Origin of the sequence: Ligilactobacillus sp. Marseille-Q7487, from assembly GCF_949152225.1 — a bacterium.
Classification (GTDB): domain Bacteria; phylum Bacillota; class Bacilli; order Lactobacillales; family Lactobacillaceae; genus Ligilactobacillus.
In genome coordinates this window covers 468,768-494,616 of record NZ_CASCJC010000001.1, presented here as the reverse complement: position 1 = coordinate 494,616, position 25,849 = coordinate 468,768, and the positions used below count along the sequence as shown (strand labels likewise).

The 25,849-nt window shown below is 35.6% G+C and carries 20 protein-coding genes and 1 pseudogene; 1 reads left to right on the top strand and 20 read right to left on the bottom strand.

The genetic code is table 11. The annotated features are described in order from the left end of the window. Positions 1–324 precede the first annotated feature (324 nt). From tpx to QM017_RS02340, 10 genes and pseudogenes are all read right to left on the bottom strand, one after another. Positions 325–813 (bottom strand): thiol peroxidase, encoded by a 489-nt coding sequence (tpx, locus tag QM017_RS02385; protein ID WP_282708744.1) that lies wholly within the window; start codon positions 811–813, stop codon positions 325–327. A gap of 117 nt (positions 814–930) precedes the next feature. Further along, a complete protein-coding gene (gene yajC, locus QM017_RS02380; RefSeq protein ID WP_282708743.1) occupies positions 931–1,263 on the bottom strand; it encodes a preprotein translocase subunit YajC in 333 nt (110 codons plus the stop codon). Between the two features lie 216 nt (positions 1,264–1,479). Further along, positions 1,480–2,625, bottom strand: coding sequence for a tRNA guanosine(34) transglycosylase Tgt (tgt, locus tag QM017_RS02375; RefSeq protein WP_282708742.1), 1,146 nt, complete (start codon positions 2,623–2,625; stop codon positions 1,480–1,482). 14 nt (positions 2,626–2,639) lie between these two features. Next, on the bottom strand, positions 2,640–3,683 hold the full coding sequence (queA, locus tag QM017_RS02370) for a tRNA preQ1(34) S-adenosylmethionine ribosyltransferase-isomerase QueA (RefSeq protein ID WP_282708741.1): 1,044 nt from the start codon (positions 3,681–3,683) through the stop codon (positions 2,640–2,642). 19 nt (positions 3,684–3,702) lie between these two features. After that, positions 3,703–4,704, bottom strand: coding sequence for a Holliday junction branch migration DNA helicase RuvB (gene ruvB, locus QM017_RS02365; RefSeq protein ID WP_178197563.1), 1,002 nt, complete (start codon positions 4,702–4,704; stop codon positions 3,703–3,705). A gap of 21 nt (positions 4,705–4,725) precedes the next feature. After that, positions 4,726–5,337, bottom strand: coding sequence for a Holliday junction branch migration protein RuvA (gene ruvA, locus QM017_RS02360; protein WP_178197561.1), 612 nt, complete (start codon positions 5,335–5,337; stop codon positions 4,726–4,728). A gap of 7 nt (positions 5,338–5,344) precedes the next feature. Next, a complete protein-coding gene (gene mutL, locus QM017_RS02355; RefSeq protein ID WP_282708740.1) occupies positions 5,345–7,279 on the bottom strand; it encodes a DNA mismatch repair endonuclease MutL in 1,935 nt (644 codons plus the stop codon). Positions 7,280–7,383: 104 nt separating this feature from the next. Then, positions 7,384–9,957: a DNA mismatch repair protein MutS gene (mutS, locus tag QM017_RS02350; RefSeq protein WP_282708739.1), complete on the bottom strand. Its 2,574-nt coding sequence runs from the start codon at positions 9,955–9,957 to the stop codon at positions 7,384–7,386. Positions 9,958–10,070: 113 nt separating this feature from the next. Next, positions 10,071–10,994: an aldo/keto reductase gene (locus tag QM017_RS02345; RefSeq protein ID WP_282708738.1), complete on the bottom strand. Its 924-nt coding sequence runs from the start codon at positions 10,992–10,994 to the stop codon at positions 10,071–10,073. 61 nt (positions 10,995–11,055) lie between these two features. Next, positions 11,056–11,284 (bottom strand): annotated as a pseudogene (locus QM017_RS02340) (hypothetical protein). Between the two features lie 271 nt (positions 11,285–11,555). Here QM017_RS02340 and QM017_RS02335 point away from each other — a divergent pair. Then, complete coding sequence (locus QM017_RS02335) at positions 11,556–12,845, top strand: ISL3 family transposase (RefSeq protein ID WP_282708737.1); 1,290 nt, start codon at positions 11,556–11,558, stop codon at positions 12,843–12,845. Positions 12,846–12,967: 122 nt separating this feature from the next. Here QM017_RS02335 and rny read toward each other — a convergent pair whose 3' ends face one another. The 10 genes from rny to QM017_RS02285 all read right to left on the bottom strand — a co-directional run bounded on the left by rny (position 12,968) and on the right by QM017_RS02285 (position 25,849). Next, positions 12,968–14,536, bottom strand: coding sequence for a ribonuclease Y (gene rny, locus QM017_RS02330; protein WP_178197554.1), 1,569 nt, complete (start codon positions 14,534–14,536; stop codon positions 12,968–12,970). Positions 14,537–14,762: 226 nt separating this feature from the next. Continuing rightward, positions 14,763–15,815 (bottom strand): recombinase RecA, encoded by a 1,053-nt coding sequence (gene recA / locus QM017_RS02325; RefSeq protein ID WP_178197551.1) that lies wholly within the window; start codon positions 15,813–15,815, stop codon positions 14,763–14,765. Between the two features lie 76 nt (positions 15,816–15,891). Then, positions 15,892–17,148 carry a competence/damage-inducible protein A gene (locus QM017_RS02320; RefSeq protein ID WP_178197549.1) on the bottom strand — a complete coding sequence of 419 codons (1,257 nt, stop codon included), beginning with the start codon at positions 17,146–17,148 and terminating at the stop codon, positions 15,892–15,894. An 80-nt stretch (positions 17,149–17,228) separates the two neighbouring features. Next, on the bottom strand, positions 17,229–17,822 hold the full coding sequence (gene pgsA / locus QM017_RS02315) for a CDP-diacylglycerol--glycerol-3-phosphate 3-phosphatidyltransferase (protein WP_178197547.1): 594 nt from the start codon (positions 17,820–17,822) through the stop codon (positions 17,229–17,231). 29 nt (positions 17,823–17,851) lie between these two features. Further along, positions 17,852–18,775 (bottom strand): RodZ domain-containing protein, encoded by a 924-nt coding sequence (locus QM017_RS02310; protein ID WP_282708736.1) that lies wholly within the window; start codon positions 18,773–18,775, stop codon positions 17,852–17,854. 105 nt (positions 18,776–18,880) lie between these two features. Beyond that, the gene (locus tag QM017_RS02305; protein ID WP_282708735.1) at positions 18,881–19,606 is read right to left on the bottom strand and encodes an SDR family oxidoreductase; all 726 of its coding nucleotides are present in this window, start codon (positions 19,604–19,606) and stop codon (positions 18,881–18,883) included. Further along, positions 19,603–20,916: a pitrilysin family protein gene (locus tag QM017_RS02300; RefSeq protein ID WP_282708734.1), complete on the bottom strand. Its 1,314-nt coding sequence runs from the start codon at positions 20,914–20,916 to the stop codon at positions 19,603–19,605. The genes QM017_RS02305 and QM017_RS02300 overlap by 4 nt, the downstream gene beginning before the upstream one ends. Positions 20,917–20,920: 4 nt before the next feature. Then, a complete protein-coding gene (locus QM017_RS02295; RefSeq protein WP_282708733.1) occupies positions 20,921–22,183 on the bottom strand; it encodes a pitrilysin family protein in 1,263 nt (420 codons plus the stop codon). Between the two features lie 184 nt (positions 22,184–22,367). After that, positions 22,368–24,611, bottom strand: coding sequence for a DNA translocase FtsK (locus QM017_RS02290; protein WP_282708732.1), 2,244 nt, complete (start codon positions 24,609–24,611; stop codon positions 22,368–22,370). 347 nt (positions 24,612–24,958) lie between these two features. Next, positions 24,959–25,849, bottom strand: coding sequence for an IS3 family transposase (locus tag QM017_RS02285; protein ID WP_282708731.1), 891 nt, complete (start codon positions 25,847–25,849; stop codon positions 24,959–24,961).

Below are 25,849 nucleotides of genomic sequence, written 5' to 3'. Positions count from 1 at the left end.
AATAGTTCGAAAAATAAACTTTATTTTGAACACCTCAAAATTTAATTTGATACTTCAAACTATCTAAATTAAACTTGTTATTTCAAATAATAAACCATCTTCAATACCAAAAACTAATCCGACTATAATTAATAGTAAAATAACTATTAGATTATTATCGACAAAAAATGTCTTTCGAAAATATTTTGAATATCAAAATTCTAATTAAATTTTAATTATTATTTCTTGGATTTTTTGTGTCATTTGCACCTTAATCATCCATTCTTGACATAAAAAAATGGATATTTTTCTTGAACTTCCAAGAAAATATCCATCTTTATCTTATTAATTTTTTAAAAAATCTAATGCTGCTTGATAGTTAGGTTCATTAACTTGTTCAATGATTACTTCTTGATAAACAACTTCTTGCTTATCATTAATAATCCACACGCTACGTGAATCGATATTTTTAGTTGGTTCATACAAACCAAAAGCTTTTCCAAAACTTGCTTCTTTATCAGATAACAATTGCATTTGACTAACACCTTCTGCCGCACACCAATTTTGTTGATCTGCTGGTTGGTTAGTCGATACTGTATAAAAGTTAATTCCTTTAAATGCATCAACTTCTTCATTAAAACGCTTAGTTGAAATGCTGCAAACACGCGTATTAATATCTGGTACAACGCTAATTAATGTCAATTTATCAAACAAATCATGTGCACAAACCACTTGACCATTTTTGTCATAAAGCTTAAAGTCAGTGATTTTTTCCCCCACCTTTGGAACTTTACCCATTGTTTGAAGAGCCGTTCCTTTCATAGAAATTTCCATATTATCCCTCTTTTCTACTAGAGTACCCTTATTTTAACAAAGTGAGTTAAAAATGCAACTTTTCTGCTTAAACTTACTTTTTTTATAAAAAAACCTAGCCTAGGCTAGGTCTAAAAATTATTCTTCTTTAGCAGCTTCTTGTTCTTCTGGTTGTTCTTCTGGTTGCTTTGTAGCTTCTTGAACTTGTGCTGTAGCTTTTTCTAAAACACGACCAACAGCACTCAAACTAAAGACTAAGTATACACCATCACAATCAAGTGTAACAGTCTTTTCAGCAGAATCAACACTATCAACTACACCATGTAAGCCGCCAATCGTTACGATTTTATCGCCTTTTTGTAGACTACTCATCATTTCTTGACGTTTTTCTTGTTGTTTCTTTTGTGGTTTAATCATCATAAAGTACATTAAAACCATAAAGGCAATAAGCATAATAATTGTAGATACCATTTTTTTCGCTCCTTAAAATATTTGATACAAGTAATACTGTAACAAAAAAATCCAAATTTTGCTAGTAGCTAGAACAAAAAATAATCATTTCATTCTTTATTTGTAATCGATTTAAGAGAAATTTTTCACAAAAATTTATTCTTTATAATAAAAGAAAGTGAATCTCCTTTATTGAGATTTTCAATCAAAGAAGATTCACCTTAAATTATCTTTAATTTAGAAATTTTTACGCTCTTTTGCATTAAAGCCATATTGTTCAAAGAAATGTTCTTTAAATTCTAACAAATTATCATCCAAAATTGCTTGACGAACTTGGCGCATCAAATTCAACAAGAAATATAAGTTATGGTAACTCGTCAAACGTAAGCCAAACGTTTCATCTGCTTTAAACAAATGCCGAACATAAGCACGGGTATAATTACGACAAGTATAACAGTTGCAATTATCATCGATTGGACTAAAATCACGCGCGTATTTTGCATTTTTAACAACTAAACGTCCATGAGAAGTCATACATGTTCCATTTCTAGCAATACGTGTTGGTAAGACGCAATCAAACATATCGACGCCGCGAATCACTCCATCGATTAAAGCATCTGGTGAGCCAACACCCATTAAGTAACGTGGTTTGTTTTCTGGTAACAATGGTGTCGTAAAATCTAAGACGCGATTCATTTCTTCTTTTGATTCACCAACAGATAAACCGCCAATCGAATAACCTGGAAAATCAAGCGAAACCAAGTCACGAGCACTTTGCGTCCGTAAATCTTTATGTCCGCCACCTTGGACAATCCCAAATAGACCTTGTGTAGCCGGATTTTGATGAGCTTTCAAGCCTCTTTCTGCCCAACGACTAGTCCGCGCAACTGATTTTTTAATGTAATCATATGTTTCAAAAAACGGTGGACACTCATCAAAACTCATCATGATATCAGAACCCAATGCATTTTCAATTTGAATTGCTTTTTCAGGCGACAAGAATAATTTTTTCCCATCAAGATGACTCTTAAAATGAACCCCTTCTTCTGTAATATCACGCATTTGCGCTAATGAAAAGACTTGAAAACCACCCGAATCAGTTAAGATACCCTTATTCCAATTCATAAATTTATGCAAGCCACCAGCTTGTTTGACTAAATCTTCGCCGGGGCGTAACCATAAATGATAGGTATTTGACAAGATTATGTTAGCACCCATCTCATCTAATTCTTCTGGTGCCATCGATTTAACTGTTGCTTGTGTCCCAACCGGCATAAACATCGGTGTTGGAAAAGTACCATGCGGTGTGATAATCTCACCTAAACGCGCACCGGTATGCTTTTCTTTTTTGATTAAACGGTATTTAATTGCTGGTTCAGTCATTTTATTCCTCCATCCTAGTAAATAAACATCGCATCGCCAAAGCTAAAGAAGCGGTACTTATCATCAACGGCGTGTTTATATGCATTTAAAATATTTTCGCGCCCAGTAAAGGAAGCTACTAACATTACCAATGTTGATTTTGGCAAATGGAAGTTTGTGATAAACGCATCTACAACTTGCCACTTATATCCTGGCTTGATGAAAATATCCGTCCAGCCACTATTGGCTTTAATTTCACCGTTAAACTTAGTACCAATGGTTTCTAACGTACGAATTGATGTTGTTCCTGTTGCAACAATTCGTCCACCATTTTGTTTAACTTCATTTAATATCTGAGCTGCCTGTGGTGTTAAACGATAAAATTCGCTGTGCATCTTATGATCTTCGATATTTTTTTCACTTACCGGTCTAAAAGTACCTAACCCAACATGTAAAGTCAAATAAACTAACTTAACTCCTTTAGCTTCAATCTTAGCAAGTAACTCCTTGGTGAAATGCAACCCAGCTGTTGGAGCAGCAGCCGAACCAACTTCTTTGGAATAAACTGTTTGATACATTTCAGGATCATCAAGCTTTTCTTTAATATATGGTGGTAGAGGCATTTCGCCTAATTGTTCTAAAATCTCTAAAAAGATACCATCATAAGAAAATTCAATCATTCGCCCACCGTGTTCTAGTTCTTTGGTTACAGTTGCTTTAAGCTTTCCATCACCAAACACGATTTGAGTACCTACTTTAGCTCTTTTAGCCGGTCTTACCAAAGTTTCCCATTCATCACCTTTAGTATTGTTTAACAACAAAACTTCTAGATGTCCACCAGTTTCTGGTTTTATTCCATAGATACGAGCCGGTAAAACACGCGAATCATTCATCACCAAAGCATCACCCGGATTTAAACGATCGATAATATTATAAAAATAATCATCTTGATATTGACCACTTTGATGATCTAATAACAAAAGACGTGACTGATCGCGTTCTTGTAAAGGTGTTTGTGCAATCAACTCTTCTGGTAAATAATAATCAAAATCTTCTGTGTTTAAAACTTTATTAGTCAAAATAAATACCTTCTTTTAATTAATTGTTTTTATAGGGCAATCCCAAATGTTCATATGCCTTTTTAGTCGCCATTCTACCGCGTGCCGTTCTCTTTATCAAGCCTATTTGCATCAAATATGGTTCAATCATATCTGCAATTGTGTCATTTTCTTCACCGATATTAGCTGCTAAGGTTGTCAAACCAACAGGTCCTCCATTATACAACATAATCATTGTTTGTAACAATTTACGGTCAGTATCGTCTAAGCCCTCTTGATCGATACGCAGTAACTCTAACGCATAGGCAACAATTTTTTGATCAATCTCTTCTTTTTGCGCAACCTGTGCAAAATCGCGCACTCGTTTTAACAAGCGATTCGCAACGCGTGGCGTCCCTCGTGAACGCCGTGCCACTTCTAAGGCACCTTCATCTTTGATCAGTGTACCTAAGACGTTAGCAGAGCGTTTAACGATTTGAATCAATTCATCTTGCGTGTAGTAGTTCATATGACCTAAAATACCAAAACGATCACGCAAAGGTGCCGATAACATCCCTGCTCTAGTTGTTGCTCCAATCAATGTGAACGGCGGTAATGGAAAATGTACAGGATGAGCCGTGGAATCTTGTCCAACGATAATATCGATACAAAAGTCTTCCATTGCTGAATAAAGAATTTCTTCAATATTTTTTGGTAAACGATGAATTTCATCAATAAATAAAATATCTCCTGGCTCTAGATCATTTAACAAGGCGACTAAATCTCCTGGCCGTTCGATTGCAGGGCCACTAGTTGCTTTAAAATTAACTTGCATCTCATTAGCTATTACAGCAGCTAATGTTGTCTTTCCTAATCCGGGAGGGCCATACAACAAGACATGATCAAGTGCTTCTTGGCGTTGCTTGGCAGCTTGAATATAAACACTAATTTCTTGTTTAATTTTAGCCTGTCCAATATATTGACTTAATGTTTTAGGGCGTAAGCTAAGTTCACTTTCGTCTTCACTTTGCCATTCTTCTCCTGAAACGAGTCTTTTTTCCATTTATTTACCTCCTTTCCTTAATTATTTGTTCATCAATAATTTTAAACCATAACGCAAGTATTCATCCGTGGAACTTGCATCGAATTTTTCTAACTTCTTACTGATACGCTTGACTTCATTTTTAGTGTAACCTAAGGCCAACAAGGCTTCTAAGCTTTCTTTTAAATATTGTTGTTCAGTATTAAACTCTAATTCTAAACCAATTTGATCAAACATTGGTGTTGGAGTTTGGATATCGTCCATCTTGCCTTTCAAGTCTAAAATAATTTGTTTAGCTGTTTTCTTACCAATGCTTGGAAACTTCGTCAAATAAGCTTCATCGTTGTTATCAATCGCTCCAACTAAACCACTTAAATCTTGTGTCGCCAAAATTGCTAGCGCGCTCTTTGGACCAATCCCTGAAACACTCAAAAGTTTTAAGAAAATTTGCTTTTCACTCAAGTCAAAAAAACCATATAACGTAATTTCATTTTCTTTGACATTTTGATAAATATAAAGTTTTTGTTCTATTTGTAAATCAACTTGATATCTAAAGGGATTAGCTACATAAATTTGATACCCGATCCCTCCAACTTCTAATACAACATAATGTGGTGTTACACTGGTAATCTTACCGATGAAATATTCGTACATCTTAACCTCACTCTTCTAACGAATCAAAACTACGATGTGAATCTTGAATTCGTTTAAACATATGCTCTAGATCCTTGTTTGATAACTGCACCACCACGGGCCGCCCATGCGGACAATTAAAGGGATTTTGACATTGTGCTAATTGCTTTAACAAAGATTTGGCTTGTAGTTCATCTAGATGATGATTAGCTTTAATCGAACGTTTACAGCTCATCATAATAGCTGTCTTTTGTCGAAACTTTTCAACAGTTAACTGTGGATCTTGTAGACAATAATCAATTAATTCATTGATTATCGCTTCTTCTTGACCTTTTTTAAACCACTGTGGATGTTCACGTATGATAAAAGTATTTTGACCAAAATCTTCTAAATTAACACCTAATTGTGCTAGCTTTTCTTTATTTTGTGCTACTTTTAAAGCTTCGCTAGTCGGATAAGATAAAACAATTGGCAACAATAGCTTTTGTTTAGCTACACCCATCTTACCAATTTTTTCTCGATACTCTTCGAATTTTATCCGTTCTTGTGCCGCGTGCTGATCGATTAAATACAAGCCATCTTCACCTTGTGCTAGCAAATACGTCGCATGCAACTGTCCAATGTAATCTAAAGTTGGAAAACGTTTAGCACTCATATCAGATGTTGTTTTTACTTGTGATGCCTCAGCTTGAATTGCTTTTGTTTTTACATATTTTGCATCCCATGCTTGCATTTGTTTTGAAAATAATTGTTTTTTATCCTCAATAATAATACTTTGTTTAGGTGTTTCTTTAGGTTTTATACCATTAAGACTTGCTCCCATCAAGGCGGCTGTCACTTGTTCATTAGTCGTTTTAAAAGCAACATTTTCTTTAGCGGGATAACTAGCCAAATTTTCGTCTAACGCTAACTTAGTTTGTTGTCCTGTTGTTTTGATTGCTTTTTTTTGTAGATTATTTAATCCATTAGGAATCAAACTTTCTTTTGCTAAGCGTGAAGCGATACTTGTTGTTAAAAGTTCACATAACTCTTGTTCTTTGCTGATACGCACCTCTTGTTTAGTCGGATGAACATTAACATCAACTAGCAAAGGATCAAGTTCAATATTAACCACAGCTAACGGATAACGTCCTACCATTAATTTAGAACCATAACCATTTAAAATAGCTTTAGTTAAACGATAATTTTTAATATAACGGCCATTTAATAACAAAGTAATATAGTTACGTGAAGCTCGCGTTAATTTAGGCAATGAAACATAACCGTCAAGTTTAAAATCATTATCTTGCCCATTAAACTGCACCATTTGCTTAGCATTACTCATTCCATAAATCGCACTAAAATTTTGTAAAAGCTGCCCATTACCAACCGTTTGCAGTAATTGCCGACCATTATTACTTAAACTAAAAGCAATCTTAGGATGACTCAAGGCTAAGCGATTAACGATATCACTAATTGCAGCTAATTCGGTTTGTAAAGAGCCTAAATATTTTAGACGCGCTGGAGTATTATAAAATAAATCTGCTACACTAATCGTTGTTCCCGTTCTACTTTGAGCTGGTTTTTGTTCTAAAATTTTTCCACCCTTAATATGTAGTAAAACACCGGGCTGATCTTTTTGAGCTGTTTGCATGGTTACATCCGCTACAGATGCTATACTTGGCAAAGCTTCTCCCCGAAATCCAAGCGTTTGCACACGAAACAAATCCTGACGACTATAAATTTTACTAGTTGCATGTCGCTTGAAAGCTAACGTTACTTCAGCTTGCGCTATTCCTTGGCCGTTGTCGATGACTTGAATTTCTTTTAAGCCTGCTTCACTCAACAAAATATCAATGCGTGTACTCTTAGCATCAATCGCGTTTTCAACCAATTCTTTGACTACCGAAGCTGGTCTTTCAATCACTTCACCTGCTGCGATTTGGTCAGCTAAAATCTCGGTTAACTCATGAATTTGCGCCATCTCGTCCATCCTTTCCGCTCAATGTCTGTCTTTTTTAGTATAACATCTTTAAGACATTATTTCATTAACACACAAAAAATCAGATGGAATCCCACCTGATTTACCTATTTATTTAGTTTAGCTTGCCATTGATACACGGTGTTCATTATTTCTAATGGCGTTTTGCCCATCAAGTTTAGTTCCTTGATTTCTTTTAAAATCTGCTCTTCATTTTGCGTCAAATCGACAAGTTTTTCAGGTTCAAATAAAACTAACTGTTCGTCTTGTTTGATTTCATCAACTTTTTTAGTTTCTGGCGTTGCCTCTAGTTGCTCTAAGATAACCTTAGCGCGCGTTAACATGTCTTGAGGCATTCCAGCCAACTTAGCTACATGTAAACCATACGAACGATCGGCAGGTCCTTTTTGAATCTTGTGTAAAAAGACTAATTCACCAGCTTTTTCAATCGCACCAACATGAACATTGCGCAATTTAGTCAATTGTTGTTCTAAAATCGTTAATTCATGATAATGCGTTGAAAATAAGGTTTTAGCATGTACCTTATCATGAATATATTCGATAATTGCTTGAGCTAATGCCATCCCATCATAAGTAGCGGTTCCACGACCAATCTCGTCAAATAAAATCAAACTGTTTTGTGTGGCATTTTGTAAAGCTTCATTAGCTTCTTTCATCTCTACCATAAACGTTGACTCACCTGAAATCAAATCATCAGCTGCACCAATTCGTGTAAAGATCCGATCAAACAATGGTAGCTTGGCACTTTTAGCTGGCACAAAACAACCAATTTGAGCCATAATAACCGTCAAAGCCAATTGCCGCATATACGTACTTTTCCCTGACATGTTTGGACCAGTAATCAATAACAACTCACAATCTTTAGGCATCATGATGCTGTTTGGAACATAGCTTTGCTTACCTAAAACTTTTTCCACTACTGGGTGCCAACCATCAATAACTTCTAAATCATGTTGCTTAATTTCGCTAAATGTTGGCAAAACATATTGATCTTGTTCACTAATTGTTGCAAAACTTTGCAATACATCAAGCTTGGCTAATGCCTTAGCAAGTGTTTGAATTCGTCCAATTTGATCTTTAACTTGTTCACGAACTTGCGTAAATAATTCGTATTCTAATTCTTGGGCTTTAGTTTCTGCTCCTAAGATTAAACTTTCTTTTTCCTTTAACTCTGGGGTAATAAAACGTTCCGCGTTAGTTAAAGTTTGTTTTCTTTGATAACGATTTTCATCTAATTTGCTAACATTTCCTTTAGAAACTTCGATATAATAACCAAAAACTCGATTAAAGCCAATCTTTAGATTATGGATACCGGTAGCTTCACGTTCGTTAGCTTCGAGTTGTGCCAACCATGATTTACCATTTTTCATCGCATCTAAATATTCATCAAGTTCTTGACAATATCCAGGACGAATCAGATTTCCTTCTGTCACAGACAATGGCGGTTCATCGACAATAGCTTGTTCAATTAAATCAACTAATTCTTCTAATGGATCAAGCTGCTTTAAAAACTCACTTAAAGAAGGTGTCGCGATTTGCTCTAACAAATAACGGATCTGTGGTATATGACTCAAAGATAACTTAAGTTGAATTAAGTCACGACCATTGACACTACCAAATGCTACTCGCCCAGCTAACCGTTCTAAATCGTAAACTTGTGTTAATTCTTCTTGCAGACCACTTCTTTCAAAAAAATGCTCCAACAAGTCTTTGACAATTTGTTGACGTTGTTGAATTTCTTGTCTGTCAATCAGCGGTCGTTCAATCCATTGCTTTAACAAACGCCCTCCCATCGCGGTTTTTGTTTTATCAAGTAACCACACTAGGGTTCCGGCCTTCTTATTTGTACGCGTATTTTTTAATAATTCTAGATTGCGCTTAGTATAATGATCTAATTTCAAATACTGCGCTGGTTCATAATGAACGGCTTGCTGCAGATGGGCTAAATTTCTTTTTTGTGTATGCCACAAGTAAGTCAATAGTAGTTGTGTGGCATAAACTTCGCCATCCACCATTAGTTTTTGAGTCACAAAAGAACTTTGAGACGTCTTAGTCACTTCTAATTGCTTAGATTGTAAAATCTTTAATTTAGCTAATAACTCTTTTGTTGGCTCATCTAAGCTGTCATCAACAACGACTTCTTTAGTCGCTAAACTTAAAAGTTCATTTAGTAACGTATCCACCTTGGTTAAAAAAGTGGCTTTCAATTCACCCGTTGCTAAATCAACATAAGCCAAGCCATAACCATTTTGATTTTGATGCAATGCCGTTAAATAGTTATTATCACTAGCATCTTTGCCTTTAGCGTCCATAATAGTTCCTGGTGTTACTAACTGGACAACTTCACGTTTAACCATTCCTTTTGCTTGTTTAGGATCTTCAACTTGTTCACAAATAGCAACCTTGTATCCTTGGTCTACCAAAATATCGATATAATTTTGTGCTGCATGATGTGGAACGCCACACATCGGAATAGGATCAAGTGCATTTTTATTACGCGTAGTCAGCGTTAATTCTAAAATTTGCGCTCCTTTGATTGCATCTTCATAAAACATTTCATAAAAATCTCCTAGACGATAAAACAAAAAAGCATCTGGATATTGCGCTTTAACAGCTAAATACTGTTCCATCATCGGAGTATTTTTCGTTTTTTGAGGCATATTTTTTTCCTTTCATCACAGTTTTGATTATCCAAATTTGATTTTACCATTTTTTGTTGACTTGCGCACAGTCAGTCACAACAAAAAACTCCTAGTAACTAGGAGTCCTCTTTTTATGGTAAACGATGGCCAGCAGCCAAATACAATTCATACCATTCTTCTTTAGTCAACATAATATCACTAGCTGCACAGATTTCTTTTAAGCGCGTTTCTTTAGTCGTTCCAGCAATCACTTGCATCTTAGCTGGATGTCTTAAAATCCATGCCGTTGCGATGGTTGTTTTAGATACTTGGTATTTAGTAGCAATCTTAGCTAAAACGTTGTTTAACTCAGGATACTGAGGTGCATCAATAAATACACCTTGCCAATCAGGCATTTGAAATGGCGACCAAGCTTGAATCGTCATTTGTTTTAAACGACTGTAATCCAAGACACTACCATCATAATCGATTGCACACTCACCTGTCATATTAACTTCCATACCATTAGCAACCATATTGGATACAGGTAAACTAAATTGTAACTGGTTAATCAATAACTTATCACTTAAATGAGCTTGCAATAATTCAATTTGCATCGGTTTATGATTCGATACTCCAAAGAATTTGACTTTACCGCTTGCATGTAACTCATCAAATGCTTCTGCAACCTCACTTGGATCGACTAAAGCATCCGGTCTGTGTAGTAACAAGGCATCTAAGTAATCTGTTTGCAAGCGTTTAAGACTTTCTTCAACTGATTTTATAATATGTTTTTTAGATAAATCATACATTTGCCCTGGCTTAATACCACATTTAGTTTGAATGAATAACTCACTACGTTTGATACCAGGATCATTTTTTAATGCTTGCCCAAAAACTTCTTCACTTTGTCCTTGTCCATAAATATCAGCATGGTCAAAAAAATTTATGCCATTTTCTAATGCAGTATGAATATAATGATTCATTTCTTTTGGTGTTAACGTATTATGGCGCATACAACCAACAATAATTTCTGGAACTAATACATTAGTTGAACCTAATTTAATTTGCTTCATCTCTAAATCACCTCGTGAATTCGATTACACATATATTTTAACATACTTTGATGTTAGTAGTTTAATGAATATATACCCTAACAAATGTAATTAAACCAAAAATTAACTCAGGGATATTTGAAATAATTCCAGGCCCATCTTTTTTGCTTTAACCATCCATATCCTACCCAAAAACAAGCGTTAATCATTGCTACTAAAACTGGTTGTCCATTTAGATTTTGAATAATTTGGGGAATATAAGAAACACAAATAACTGTGCCATATCGTCTCAAAATATTAACTAATCTTATTCTTTTAGCTGCTAAGACTTCATTTGAATTTTTTGCTGTCTCGTATACCTCTTTTTTTAATTAATATAAGATTAATATTTCACATGCACAATTTCAAATTATCCTAAACTTATTGTTTGCTTAAATCATAAAAAAGGGTTGTATAATATTTAGGACTGATAATGTAAAATTTTTTTGCATTACGGTCCTTCTTTTATTTTCTCCATTTTTACGGCAAAATAAAAGAGATGGCCCACAACGCCAATCTAATTAAAGAAAGGACACCATCTCTATGGATAATAATATCAAACTTTTACTTGGAATTACAGACCCTAATTTAACTATTGACCCTAAATATCAATATACTTCGTATATTGAAGAAAAAATTATTAAAAATAGTAAGGCTTTGCTCTGTCATCTATATTTGTCTTACCCTATGTATTGCCCTAATTGTAAAGCATTGATGTTACATAACGGCACTAAAGTAGTTAATAATATTCATCTTTCTTCTGCTGGTAAAAAGCTTGTGCTTTCTATAAGAAAACAGAAGTATCTGTGTCCTGAGTGCAAAAAGACTGCGACAGCTAAATTTAAAGATACTAACTATCATGATCATTTTTCTAATGCTGTTAAAGCCAAACTTGTACGTGATTTAAGTCTATCCAGACCTATGTGTGAAATTGCTGCGGACTCTTTTACATCTTCAAACACAATTATTAGATCTTTAGAGAATGTAGAAAATAATTTTAAAGTCAATTGTAACTGGCTTCCTAGTCACTTATCCTTAGATGACTTCAAATCTGGTAAAAGATTTTCATCTAGTGGTATGAGTATGTGTTTAATCAACGCAGTCAATCATCGGATTATAGATATAATTCCTGAAAGAAATAATAAATTCCTTAGGAATTATTTCATTCAATATAGTTACAAAGCTAGATTATCAGTAATGACTATAACTGTTGACTTATATGCACCTTACCGCAGTTTGATTAAGGAGCTATTCCCTAATGCATTTATTATTGCAGATAAATTTCATGTGGTTACACAGGCATATACAGCTATGAATAAAATTAGAATTAGGGTTATGAAAGAATATGGAGCTGGAACCCATGAGTATCGAGCTTTGAAACGTTTTTGGAAACTACTTCTAAAAAATCAAGATGATGTTGATTATCATCGATATTATCCAAGGATAAATTTTAAATACGCTGAATTAAGCGATTCTGAAGTTTTAGATCGTTTATTTGATATGTCTTCTGAATTGAAAACAGCCTATGAATATTATCAGTTACTTCTACAAATGTACCGTAAAAACAGTTGTCAATTACTAAATTTATTAACTGATACAGTTTCTTGGAATCCTCCACCAGAAATGAGACAAGCTTTAAAAACTATCAAGAAGCATAAGGCAGAAATAGAAAATAGTTTTGTTTTACCTAGACTTACCAATGGTCCTATTGAAGGCGTCAATAATCACATTAAAGTAATTAAGCGTATAGCCTATGGCTATAATAATTTTAAGCATTTTAGACTCAGGATTCTGCTTTCGCTAAAAAATAATGTAATTTTCTTCTCCACCTAAAACAAAAAAACTATTAGACTTCCATCTAATAGTTTAAAAATAATAATTAAAATTTTGGCATCAGTCCTTTTTGACAAAGAACCTAAAAAAGCCTAACTGCATAGCAATTAGACTTTCTTTTGTTATTTAGCATATTCGATTGCTCGCGTTTCGCGAATAACAGTAACCTTAATATGTCCTGGATATTCAAGCTCAGTTTCAATTTTATTGCGAATATCACGCGCTAAAACCGTTGCTTGTAAATCATCGACCTCATTTGGTTCTACAATTACCCGAACTTCACGTCCAGCTTGAATTGCAAAACTCTTATTGACACCTTCAAACTCATTGGAGATATTTTCTAGTTTCTCTAAGCGATGAATATAATTTTCCAACGATTCGCTTCGAGCCCCAGGTCGTGCAGCTGATACCGCATCAGCTGCAGCCACCAAAATTGCAATAATCGATTTAGCTTCCACATCGCCGTGATGTGAGGCAATCGTATTAACAACAATTTCTGGTTCGTTATATTTTTGAGCAAGCTCAACGCCAATCTCAACGTGTGAACCATCAACTTCATGATCCACCGCTTTACCAATATCGTGTAATAATCCCGCACGTTTCGCCATTGTGACATCTTCACCTAATTCAGCAGCTAAAACACCAGCTAACTTAGCAACTTCTAGCGAATGATCAAGTATGTTTTGACCATAACTTGAGCGATACTTCAAGCGTCCAACTGTCTTAATTAAATCTGGATGCATCGTATGCAAGCCCAATTCAAAGATCGCCTCTTCCCCGGTTTCGCGAATCTTCGCATCGATTTCTTTAGTTGCTTTTTCAACCATTTCTTCGATACGAGCCGGATGAATACGACCATCTTGGATCAATTTTTCTAAGGCTGACTTAGCAATTTCACGACGCACCGGATCAAAGCCACTCAAAACGACGGCTTCTGGTGTATCGTCAATAATTAAGTCAATTCCTGTCAATGTTTCTAAAGTGCGAATATTTCGGCCTTCACGCCCAATAATTCGTCCCTTCATTTCATCGTTAGGTAAGTTAACAACGGAAACAGTTGTTTCTGACACCATATCAGCAGCACTGCGCTGAATTGCTTGAGCCACTAAACTTTTAGCGGTTCTTTCAACGTTTGCCTTGATATCTTCTTCGCTTTCTTTAATCATCACAGCCATTTCATGATTGAGCTGTTCTTTAGTTTCTTTTAATATTAACTCGCGTGCTTGTTCACTCGTTAAAGCTGCTATTTCTTCTAATTTCTCTTGTTGTTGCTGAACAAGTGTAGTAACTTCAGTGCGTTTATTGTCGAGTTCTGTTTGATCTGCTTGCATCTGAGCTTCTTTTTTATCTAATAATCGTTCTCTTTTTTCAAGCGCGCTATCTTTGCGGTCAAGATTTTCTTCGCGTTGCATCAAACGATTTTCTTGTTTTTGAACCTCTAAGCGTCTATCTTTTAACTCACTTTCAATTTCGCTTCGATAATGGTGACTTTCTTCTTTAGCTTCTAAGATTGCCTCTTTCTTTTGTGCTTCAGCTTCTTTTTTAGCTTGCGCAATGATTCCTTGTGCCGTTTGCGTAGCTACATCAAGTTCTTTTTCATGACCATTCTTGCGGTAAAAAACCCCTAAAGCAAAACCAACTACTAAAGCCAAAATAACAATGGCGACGACGAGGATAGTAATTGTGTCCATTTTTTGCACCTCCACATCGTCTAATGATTTTTTTAATAACCATCTTTTAGATGTTCATTATTTGATTATATACACATTAATATTTTAATGTTTTTTAGCACTCAATGTCAACTAAGGAATAAGGAAAAAGCATCTTTAATTTATTGAATATTTTGCAAATATTCTTCCCCAAATTCTCGTTTTTTTGCTAAAAAACATCGAGACAATAAGCTCGATGTTTTCTTAGTTATTCTGTTTGTGCTTGTTCATCTAATCCAAGCGTTAAATTAAGTTGTTCTTCATCTTTAGCATCAGCAATTCCATATGCTTTACGAACCTTAAGCATTATTTCTTGCATAACTTCAGGATTATCTACTAAGTACTTCTTAGCATTTTCTCGACCTTGACCGATGCGCTCTTCGCCATACGAATACCAAGAGCCACTCTTATTGACAATATCTTTTTCGACCGCCATGTCGATTAATTCACCAGTCTTAGAAATACCCTCACCATACATGATATCAACTTCTGCTTGTCTAAATGGAGGAGCAACCTTGTTTTTTACAACTTTAATACGAACATGATTACCAATTACGTCAGAACCATCCTTGATTTGTTCTGCTCGTCGTACTTCCATTCTAATCGTTGAATAAAACTTCAAAGCACGACCACCAGGTGTTGTTTCTGGATTTCCAAACATCACACCAACTTTTTCACGAATTTGATTGATAAAAATCGCAATTGTCTTGGTCTTATTAATCGTCCCAGAAAGTTTACGTAATGCTTGTGACATCAAACGTGCTTGCAAACCAACGTGCGTATCACCCATTTCACCTTCGATTTCGGCGCGTGGAACCAAGGCTGCAACTGAATCGACAACCACAATATCAATTGCACCAGAAGACACCAAGGCGTCAGCAATTTCTAATCCTTGTTCCCCTGTATCTGGTTGGGATAAAAGCAATTCATCAATGTTAACCCCTAATGCCGTTGCATAAGCTGGATCTAAAGCATTTTCCGCATCGATATAAGCTGCAGTACCTCCATTACGTTGAACTTCTGCCACTGCATGTAAGGCAACAGTTGTCTTACCAGAACTTTCTGGTCCATAAATTTCCACAATTCTTCCACGTGGATAACCGCCAACTCCTAATGCTTCATCTAATGCCAATGAACCACTAGGTACGGTGGAAATTTGAGTATCGGCTTTTTCACCCATTCGCATGATGGAACCTTTACCGAAGTTTTTTTCAATTTTTTTAAGTGCCTGCTCTAAAGCGGCTTGTCTTTCGTCTGCCAATTAGATACATCCTTTCTAATTTATCTGTCATCTTTAATAATACTGATTTTTACACAAAAAGGCAAGAAATATCGAACTAATGTTTGTATTTTTGCTCTAAAATCTCATTTATCCATGCAAATGCACTCAATGCAGCTTTTTCACGTACTAACTCGCGCTGTTTAGGAAAGATAAATTTACGTGCAGTCACAGATCCGTCTTTTTGGGCTAAGCCAATCCACACAGTTCCTGCTGGCTGATTTTCAAGCGTTGCTGGCCCTGCAACACCAGTAAACGACACTGCAATATCACACGCTAATTTTTCTTGAGTATGTTTAGCCATCAAACAAGCAGTTTCAAAACTGACTACTCCGTTTTTATCTAAAGTAGCAATGTCAATGTCTAACAAATTAGCCTTAGCTTCTTTAGCATACGTCACAAAACCACCGGCAAAGATTTCTGATGCACCAGCAACATCTGTCACCATTTTTTGAAAAAGTCCACCAGTTAAACTTTCTGAGGCACTAATTGTTAATTTAGCTTGCTTTAATTTATTAACCACAACTAATGGTAAACTATTTTCATCGCCATACCCATATAAGTATTTACCAACTCGCTGTTTTATCTTTTCTTCTATCTCATCTAATAATCGTTTAGCATTTTCTTGATTATCTGCACTAGCAGTCAATCGCAAGGTGACTTCATTAGTTTTGGCATATGGGGCAATGGTCGGATTGGTTTGCTTATCAATCAAATCGGCTAACTTAGTAACTAATATCGACTCTCCAATGCCAAAAAAGCGTAAAACACGTGAATACAATTGTTGACCTGAGCAATAATTTTTTTGTAATAATGGCTTTGCTTGATGCAAAAACATTGGTTTTAACTCATTTGGTGGTCCAGGCAATAACAAGAAATCAGCCCCTGTCATAGCTTGATAATAAATTCCCACGGCTAAGCCAGTTTCATTGGCCAATGGTTGAGCATCCTCAAAATACATCGTTTGTAATAAATTATTAGGTGCCATTTCTTGCTTACTTTTAGCAAAAAAATCATACATTTTAGCTTGTGCTACATCATCTTGGCATAATTTTTTTCCTAAAAAGGCTGCAACTGTTTGTTTGGTCAAATCATCTGGTGTTGGGCCTAAACCACCTGTTAAAATAACTAAATCATTGCGCTTAGCCGCTATTTTGATAGCCTGAGCTAAACGCTTAGCATTATCTCCTACTACACTTTGATAATAAACGTCAATTCCTAATTGTGCTAGTTGTTCACTTAAAAAAGTTGCGTTAGTATTAACAATTTGTCCTAATAATATTTCTGTTCCTACTGCAATTATTTCTGCATGCATTTTCAATCGCCTCACTATCTTTAAATACGCAAAAACACCATTTAATTTTGGTTTTTCCAAAATCAACGGTGTTTTGTTTATTATTCATCTTTTCCAAAAGAATCAGCAAAAATAAATCGTGCATTATAAAAGTAATCTACACCAGAATAAACTGTGAAGAACAAACAAATATAAAGTAAAATTTCACCGATTGGAATATTGATTGCTGCAAAAAAGACATTATTTAAAAACAAAAAGATAATCGCAAACATTTGCGTGGTTGTTTTAATTTTTCCTGGCATTGCAGCAGCCATAACCTTACCATCATTTTCAACAATGATTAAGCGTAAACCCGTTACTGCTAATTCACGGCAAACGATAATAGCCGCTACCCAAGCAGGCACTTTCCCCATTTGTACTAAGATAATAAAAGCCGTCATCACCAACATTTTATCGGCCAACGGATCAGCAAACTTTCCAAAATTAGTCACTAAATGATGTTTGCGTGCAATTTGACCATCAGCAAAATCTGTGATTGAAGCAAGCGCAAAAATAATTGCCCCTAATAACTGGGTAAGTGGGATACTCGTTGTTGCTAAAACAACGTTTCCCCAATCTAACGGCAACAACAACACTAGCATAAAAATTGGAATCAAAAAGATTCGAATAATTGTTAATTTATTTGGTAAATTCATCTAACTTTTTTCCTTTCTTATTCCTGTTTTTATTCTTGTGTCGCATCTTGACTTTGATTTGAATTTTCGACATTAATCACGATTTGACGTACCGTTAAATCGGCATTTTCATTCATAAAATTAAAGTCTTTTCCGTTGATCTTGATGGTCGTTGCTTTAGAATTTCCTAAACTGATTTTAATAGTCTGTACATTTTCAGGTAAGGTTACATCTTGAACTTGACCATCGTTTAGTGTTCCTTGCCATTGTTGTACACCATCAGCATAAATCGCACTCCAAGCAGCTGATCCACTATCAGCAAAAGATATCTTATTTTGTTTTGCTGAAGATTTCAAACTATACGTAAACGTCGTACCACTAGTTGCTGTACTTGTAATAGTTTGTTTTTCTGTAGTCTTATCTTTTTTAGTCTTAGTTTCTTTTTTAGTAGAACTTTGCTTATTGCTTTCTTTTGTCTTAGTTGTATCTTTTTTCTTTTTAGTTACCTCAGAAGAAACTGAAACTTTTTGTGAAGTATCGATTTGATCTTGACTATTTTTCTTGTTATTCCCATAAGTCACAAAATAAATCGTACCGACAATAGCTATAACAATTACAACTACAATCGCAGTCGGTAAATACTTTACAAGTTTATTTAACGAACTTTCTACATCATCTGTTCTCTTTTCACGCAATTGTGCACGACTAGTTGGTTGCTTTGGTTCTTGTACTTGATTATTTTCTCCAAGTTTCTCAGCCAAATCCTCCAATACAATATCAGGATCAAGCCCAACTGTTTCAGCATATTGACGAATAAACGCTTTAACATAAAAAGTACCCGGTAAAGCGTCAAAGTTTTCATCTTCAATCGCAATCAAATAGCGTTTTTGGATCTTAGTTATTTGTTGTAAATCATCCAAAGTTAAGCCCTTATCTACACGAGCATCTTTCAATATTTTTCCAACGTCACTCATCGTTTCTCACACCATGTCTTTCTAATTTTGTATTTAAATTAACCACTTTAATAGCTTCTGTTTAAGTATAGCATAACTTTACAGCGGTTTTCATTAAGAATTACTTTAGTTTAGCCACCCACCACTAACATATAGTGTTTGACCTGTCATATAAGCCGCTTGTTTAGGCAATAAAGAGCACACCCAATAACTAATCTCTGTTGGAGTCGCAAATCTCCCTAGTGGTATTTGCTCACTGATTTCTTGTCGTTCTTGCTTAGAAAAAGTCTGATTCATCTGGGTATCAACCGCTCCTGGTGCTACTACATTGACCGTAATTGCTAGCGATGCAACTTCTTGGCTATATGCTTTAACAAATGCACTTAAGGCACCTTTTAGCGTGCTATATCCTACTTCTAAAGCACTACCTGCTGCTCCATAGACCGAACCAATAAAGACTATTCGTCCAGCTTGACTTGAAGCTAATTTTTCTTCTAACAAACCAATTAGCTCTAAAGGACACGTTAAATGCATTTGCGTCAATTCTTCTAAATCTTTTCGCGTCAAATCGCGCAACAAACCATACTTAGTAGTTCCTTGCGCAAAGATAAGTGCATCTAAGCCAAAAAGTTGTTTAGCAATCTTTGGTGCACTATCTGCTTGTGTCATATCAGCTGAAAGCAATAAGAAATCTTGCTTAGGGTATTGTTTTTGCAACTGTGAACAAATCTCTAACATTTTAGTTTTATTACAATGATAATGCAAGTATAATGACCAGCCCTGTGCGGCTAAGTCTTTTGCAATTTGACTTCCAATATCACCAGATGCACCTAAAATTAAAGCCCATTTCATTTTGCGTCATCTTCTTTCGATAAGATTTGATAAACGCTAATTGCATCCAAATTAAAAAATGCATCCGCAACTTGTACAACATCATTCAACGTGATTTCTTCTAATAAAGCGACCGCATCAAATACGGTTGCACTATCAAACAAGTTACCTTCATAACGATTAGCAATACTTTCAAGCGAATTTAACGATTGAATGTAGCGCCCCAGCATTTCTTTTTTAGCCAATTCAAATTCCACTTGTTTTTGGCGCAATGTTTCAGCAGCATGTTCAGCAATATCAACAATTGCCTTAGATAAATCTTGTGGATGCTCGGTATCACCACTAATAATAGCAAAATGAAAACCGCGATCCAATTGGAATTCATAACCAAAACTATCATCCAATATTCCTTGATCGTAAAGTTCTTGATAACAATCAGAAGTCTCGCTATAAAGCAGATACAACGCTAAATCTAACTTAAGTTTATACGTCAAACCAGCACGTCCGCTTGGAACTTCATCCATTCCTTTGATCCCAACCGCTGTTTTTGGTCGTTGAACACTTAGTTCTTTCATACGATATGGAATCACTTGATTATCTACTTCTTCTTGATTGCTTCCAATAGCACGTCTTTTAATCTCACTTGGTGGCGTAAAATCTTTGCCAGCTTGATTTGTTTCAATCACATTTAAAATCTGATTAACATCAAAGCCACCTACTAAAAAAAGATTCATATTACTTGGATGATAAAAGGTTTCATAACATGTGTATAAATCTTTGGCTGTAATCTTTGCAATCGAATCGATCGTTCCGCTAATATCGATGCTCAAAGGTTCCTTTGGATATAAGTTTTCAATAGTTCCAAAATAAAGTTGCCAGCCTGGATCATCATCATACATCTTAATTTCTTGTCCAATGATACCTTTTTCTTTTTCCACAGTTTGTTCAGAAAAATATGGTGTTTGCACAAAATCTAGCAAAGTTTCCACACATTTATCGACATTTTGAACCGTTGAAAATATATAGCTTGTTTGTGTGAAGCTCGTAAAAGCATTAGCTTCAGCCCCGTAACGTCCAAAAAGTTCAAAAGCATCATGATCTTCTTTTTCAAACATCTTATGTTCTAAAAAATGTGCAATACCATCTGGAACTTTTAGCATCTCTTCTTGCCCTCTTGGTACAAAAACATTATCGATTGAACCATAATCTGTCGTCAAGATTCCGTAAGTTTTGTGAAAACCACTTCGAGGTAATAAATTAATCTTTAATCCATTAGAAAGCGTCAAGGTATAAATTTTCTCTGCAAATTGTGGATATTCTAAGATTTCCATTTCCTTAACCCCTTCCTTCCAAGAAATAAACTGCTTGTAGTTTAATTTTAGTAGCTAAATTAGCCACTTCTTGTGGTGTAACCTCTTTAATATTAGCTACCCATTTTGCTTCATCACTTACCGTATTTGTCAAATAATCACTGATTACGCGATTTACTAGATTCATTTGACTATCCAAGCGACTTAAATATGAATTAACCAAGCTTGCTTTGACATTTTCAAAAACTTCTAAGCTAAAATCTTGTTTAGCAATCGCTTGAAGCTGTTGTATGATTAACTCTACCACATGTTTTTTATTTTCCGCTTGAATACCGGTTTGAACCAAAATTGTTTGGCGTAAAATATCTAGACTACTACTTGCATAATACGCTAAACTTTCTTTTTCTCTGATGTTGACAAAAAGCTTAGATAATGGATAACCACCAAATAAACCATTTAAAACCAAGGCAGCATAATGATCTTTAGTATGGTATTTTACTGGCAAATTAAACATTAAATCCAATTTACTTTGGCTTAATTCTTCACTATCTGAGGTCTCTTTAACTGTTGGTATTACTTCTTGTGTGTAAAATGGCTGTAGATTTTGTGGTGTACGTGCCACAAAAGGTAAGTTTTGCAAGAGCTCTTGGATCTTTGTTTCAGATACCAAATCACCTAAAACCACGATTTGCACCTGATCTTTTGTCAAACATTGCAAATAATAAGCATACAATTCTTGTGCTGTAATATTTTTTAAGTCAGCTTGTGAACCAAAAGAGGCTACCTGTTGCCAAGATTTAGTAAAATATAATTCTTGCACCTTAAGTGCTGCTAAAGTTTGCTTATTATCCGCTAAAGAAGCTAGATAATCTTCTAAATTACTCTTTTGACGCATGAAAGTTTTTTGATCAAAACCATTTTCATCCACCAATGGCGCAAAAAGCATTTCTTCTAAAAATTCTAATGCCTGTTTTAATATTTCTTGTGGTTTTTGTAGATACTTATCATTAACGCAATTTAAAATCATATTTAAAGCATGGACATTTCCATGCCGATTACTGGTTGTTCCAAAACTAGCACCATAAAGAGCCGCTAATTTTTGTGCAACTTGTTTTTGCGTTGGATATTTTTGTGAACTTGTTTCTAAAATATTAGCCAATAGCGTTCGCATAGCTAATTCTTTTTTCGATTCAATCTGTTTCAAAAATGAAATTATTATTCGTGTTGTTTTGAACTGTTGTGTTGTAATTAAAGTTGCGTCAACACCTGAAGTTAGATTTACGCGCACACACAGTTCCCCCTTTGTTAAAAAAGTTTTATTATCTAATGATAATTGATACTAGCTAGAAAAACAAATTAAAATTAACTTTTACTCTCTATAAATATTACTACAGACAATAAAAAAGCGCTTCAATTGCCTATTTGATAATAAAAAGATTCTCACCTCTAAAAATCGAGAATGAGAATCTTTTTTAATTATCTTCTTTATTTAAATACACTTTACGCGGTTTACTACCTTCTTGTGGGCCAATCATGCCTCTTTTATCCAATTCATCGACAATCCGTGCCGCGCGGTTATAGCCAATCTTGAAGCGCCGCTGCAACAAAGAAATACTACATTTTTGTTCGCTTTTAATGAATTCAACTGCTTGGCTAAACAATTCATCTTCTTGATCTTCTTGTAAATCTTGTTGTGCTTCTTCATCGCTTACCGTTAATTTTTCATCATAGACGGCCAACCGTTGTTTTTTAACAAAATCTACCACGCGTTGCACGTCCGCATCAGAAATAAAGGCCCCTTGTACACGTAAAGGCTTGTTAGTACCCATCGGTAAAAACAACATATCACCTCGTCCCAAGAGTTTTTCGGCACCTGATTGATCAATAATCGTACGCGAATCGGTCCCACTTGAGACTGCAAAAGCCATGCGTGAAGGTACGTTTGCTTTAATTAATCCTGTAATAACATCAACAGATGGCCGTTGTGTAGCCAAAATCATATGAATTCCAGCAGCACGCGCCATTTGAGCTAAACGAATAATAGCATCTTCAACTTCATTTGAGGCAACCATCATTAAATCAGACAATTCATCAACGACCGCCACGATATAAGGTAAGGTCGGCTCTTTAGTGTTTAATTCTTGGTTTTGACGCTCAATCATTTGATTATAACCCGCGATATTTCTTTGACCAGTATTAGCAAACAATTCATAGCGCCGTTCCATTTCAGTTACTAATTTGTGTAATGCCCTAGCCGCTTTTTTAGGCTCAGTAACAACTGGCGTCAAGAGATGTGCAATATCGTTATACACACCTAATTCCACTTTTTTAGGATCGACTAACATCAATTTAACACGATCTGGTGGGCAATTCATCAACAAACTAGTGATAATCCCGTTGATAGCCACAGATTTACCGCTACCAGTTGAACCAGCAATCAATAAATGTGGCATCTTAGCCAAATCAGCCACGACTAAATTGCCAGAGATATCGCGGCCTAACGGTACTTCTAACGGTTTGTTGGGATTTTTCTTTTGAGCAGCAATCACGTCTTTAAACGAAATCGTCGCCACTTCTTGGTTAGGAACCTCGATTCCAATCAAAGATTTCCCCGGGATTGGTGCTTCGATGCGGATATCTTTAGCCGCCAAGGCCAAGGCCAAATCATCGCTTAAATTGACGATCTTAGAAACCTTGACCCCAATGGCTGGATGCAACTCATATTTGGTGACAGCTGGCCCTAATATCGTATTTTTCAGCTCGACATCAACCCCAAAACTCTTGAATGTCTTTTGCAAGATGGCCTGATTTTTTAAGATTGTGCTTTTTTCTTTGCTTTGGTCGATTGCCTTGACATCATCTAAAAGCTCTAAACCAGGCAATTGATAATTAGGATCGCTTGGTGTCAGCGTAAAGGCGGGCTCAGCTTGTTTTTTAGGCGCTGTTTCCAGCGTTTTTTCGTTGAACTCTTGAATCTCAATAGGCTCTAAAACTTCTTGCGTGGTCTTAGGTGAGGTCACTGGTTCTAAAGAAAGCGGCGTTTTGGCCGGCTGTTCAAGCGGTTTAGCTACTTTTTTAGTTCTTTGACGCCGTTTGGTAGCCACGCTATATCCTAACCGTTTTAACAACAATAATCCCTGGTAAATTCCTTGACCGCCTTTTTTCAAGACTTCGGCTAACGATACGTTGCAAAGCAAACAAACCCCTAAAAGCATCAAAAAACCACTCAACAAATAACTTCCTAGCTGCGCCAATAAGAAGTAGGCTATTGCATAAAGGCAAGCGCCAAGTAAACCGCCTCCTACTGGTGTTGCCGCGGTCGCATGGGCGATATCTAAAAATAAATATTGCCAGGTGATATCGATAAACTTAGCATGCAAATCTAAGCGCGCAAAAAACAAAGCATGCATCAATAATAAAGCTCCGCTACTAAATACGCCGGCTCCCCACAGCAACTGCGCTTTGATTTGTGGTTCTTTGCCAACGATCAACAAATAGCTTCCTAATAAGGCTAATAATCCGGCCGCTACTTGATAGGCATCTCCCACAAAAATCCGTAAGACATTAGCAAAAAGCGTCCCTAAATACCCCAGGTGTAAGCCACCTAAGAGGCTAAAGGCGATAAAAAGTGCGCCAATCACATGTTCTGATATTTCATTATTGTTTTTTCTACTAGTGCCACGTCTCTTGGTCTTTTTTCTTCTTTGTTGTGCCACAAACCTGCTCCTTTGCTGTTTTTATGCGTTAATTATAACACAAATACCCACTTTTAGAACATACGTACGCTAAAGGAAAAAGACTATCTTTAATGAATCTTTGTCAAAGCAAACTGAGCAAGTAGTCACCAAAGATTAAAGTTATTAATTTTTATTTCCGAGCTTTCTTTACTGTTTTTTCATTAATAAGGGCTTTTTTGCGAAAAAACATTTAAATAATTAGAGCGCTAACAAAAAATCCGCAACCATATATTAAGGGCTATAATGCCTTCTAAGTATACAGATGAAATATATAAAATCATCGTATATGAAGTGCAACAGAAAAGTTAGACAAAAATAAAATATTTTTAAGCGGCTAAGACATGGGTTCGGTAATCAACCGGACTCATGTTTTTTGTTTTATTGGAAATTCGGTCATTATTGTACCAATTGACATACTTGTTAAAGAACTGTGTGAACTGAGAAATATTCTTACACTTCTTTATTTCAGGCTGTGATTCAACTTTAAAAAGATGGAAAAAACTTTCCATTGGAGCGTTATCTAGGCAGTTTCCCTTGCGGGACATACTTTGAATTAAACCTAATGAATCAATCTTTTCACGATAATAGTCTAATTGGTAGTGCCATCCTTGGTCAGAATGGATAATTGGATTAAAGTTATTGGGGCGGTTATCCTCAAGCTGACTTAATGTATCCATAATCAACAGTTTATTTAAGCTTTGGCTAACAGAAGTGGCTAAAACTTCTTTGGTAGCTTGATCTAAAATGACTGACATGTAAGCCCAGGTCGAATCACCCAAACGTACTTGTGAAACATCCGTATGAAGAACAGTAAAAGGGGATGTAGCATCAAATGTTTGGTTTAACAAGTTATCCTTACCAACTGTACCTTTATAAGAAGAATAGTGATTATTTTTACGGCAATTATACATACCTGGTTGTACACCTAATTCATTCATTAAGCGACGTAAAGTAGCTTCAGCCATGTGATATCCAGCTTTCTCAAGAAGTGGCATTATACGGCGATAGCCGTATGTGTAAGAATCTCTCCATTTACCTTTTTCCGCTATTTCCTTGATTACCACCTTAACATCAGCATACTTATCATTTTTATTGATGATACGTTTGCGTTCGTCGTAATAAGTTGGTCGCTTCAAGTCAATCATTTTTAGAAGCTCACCAATCCCATATCGTTCCTTTTTTGGCAAGTTTTGTTGTTCAACCCTGATCTGATCCAC

Excerpts from the sequence above, each read along its gene's own strand:
- tpx (WP_282708744.1), bottom strand. The coding sequence starts at position 813 with ATGGAAATTTCTATGAAAGGAACGGCTCTTCAAACAATGGGTAAAGTT.
- yajC (WP_282708743.1), bottom strand. The coding sequence starts at position 1,263 with ATGGTATCTACAATTATTATGCTTATTGCCTTTATGGTTTTAATGTAC.
- tgt (WP_282708742.1), bottom strand. The coding sequence starts at position 2,625 with ATGACTGAACCAGCAATTAAATACCGTTTAATCAAAAAAGAAAAGCAT.
- ruvB (WP_178197563.1), bottom strand. The coding sequence starts at position 4,704 with ATGGAAAAAAGACTCGTTTCAGGAGAAGAATGGCAAAGTGAAGACGAA.
- ruvA (WP_178197561.1), bottom strand. The coding sequence starts at position 5,337 with ATGTACGAATATTTCATCGGTAAGATTACCAGTGTAACACCACATTAT.
- mutL (WP_282708740.1), bottom strand. The coding sequence starts at position 7,279 with ATGGCGCAAATTCATGAGTTAACCGAGATTTTAGCTGACCAAATCGCA.
- mutS (WP_282708739.1), bottom strand. The coding sequence starts at position 9,957 with ATGCCTCAAAAAACGAAAAATACTCCGATGATGGAACAGTATTTAGCT.
- QM017_RS02345 (WP_282708738.1), bottom strand. The coding sequence starts at position 10,994 with ATGAAGCAAATTAAATTAGGTTCAACTAATGTATTAGTTCCAGAAATT.
- QM017_RS02335 (WP_282708737.1), top strand. The coding sequence starts at position 11,556 with ATGGATAATAATATCAAACTTTTACTTGGAATTACAGACCCTAATTTA.
- rny (WP_178197554.1), bottom strand. The coding sequence starts at position 14,536 with ATGGACACAATTACTATCCTCGTCGTCGCCATTGTTATTTTGGCTTTA.
- QM017_RS02320 (WP_178197549.1), bottom strand. The coding sequence starts at position 17,148 with ATGCATGCAGAAATAATTGCAGTAGGAACAGAAATATTATTAGGACAA.
- pgsA (WP_178197547.1), bottom strand. The coding sequence starts at position 17,822 with ATGAATTTACCAAATAAATTAACAATTATTCGAATCTTTTTGATTCCA.
- QM017_RS02310 (WP_282708736.1), bottom strand. The coding sequence starts at position 18,775 with ATGAGTGACGTTGGAAAAATATTGAAAGATGCTCGTGTAGATAAGGGC.
- QM017_RS02305 (WP_282708735.1), bottom strand. The coding sequence starts at position 19,606 with ATGAAATGGGCTTTAATTTTAGGTGCATCTGGTGATATTGGAAGTCAA.
- QM017_RS02300 (WP_282708734.1), bottom strand. The coding sequence starts at position 20,916 with ATGGAAATCTTAGAATATCCACAATTTGCAGAGAAAATTTATACCTTG.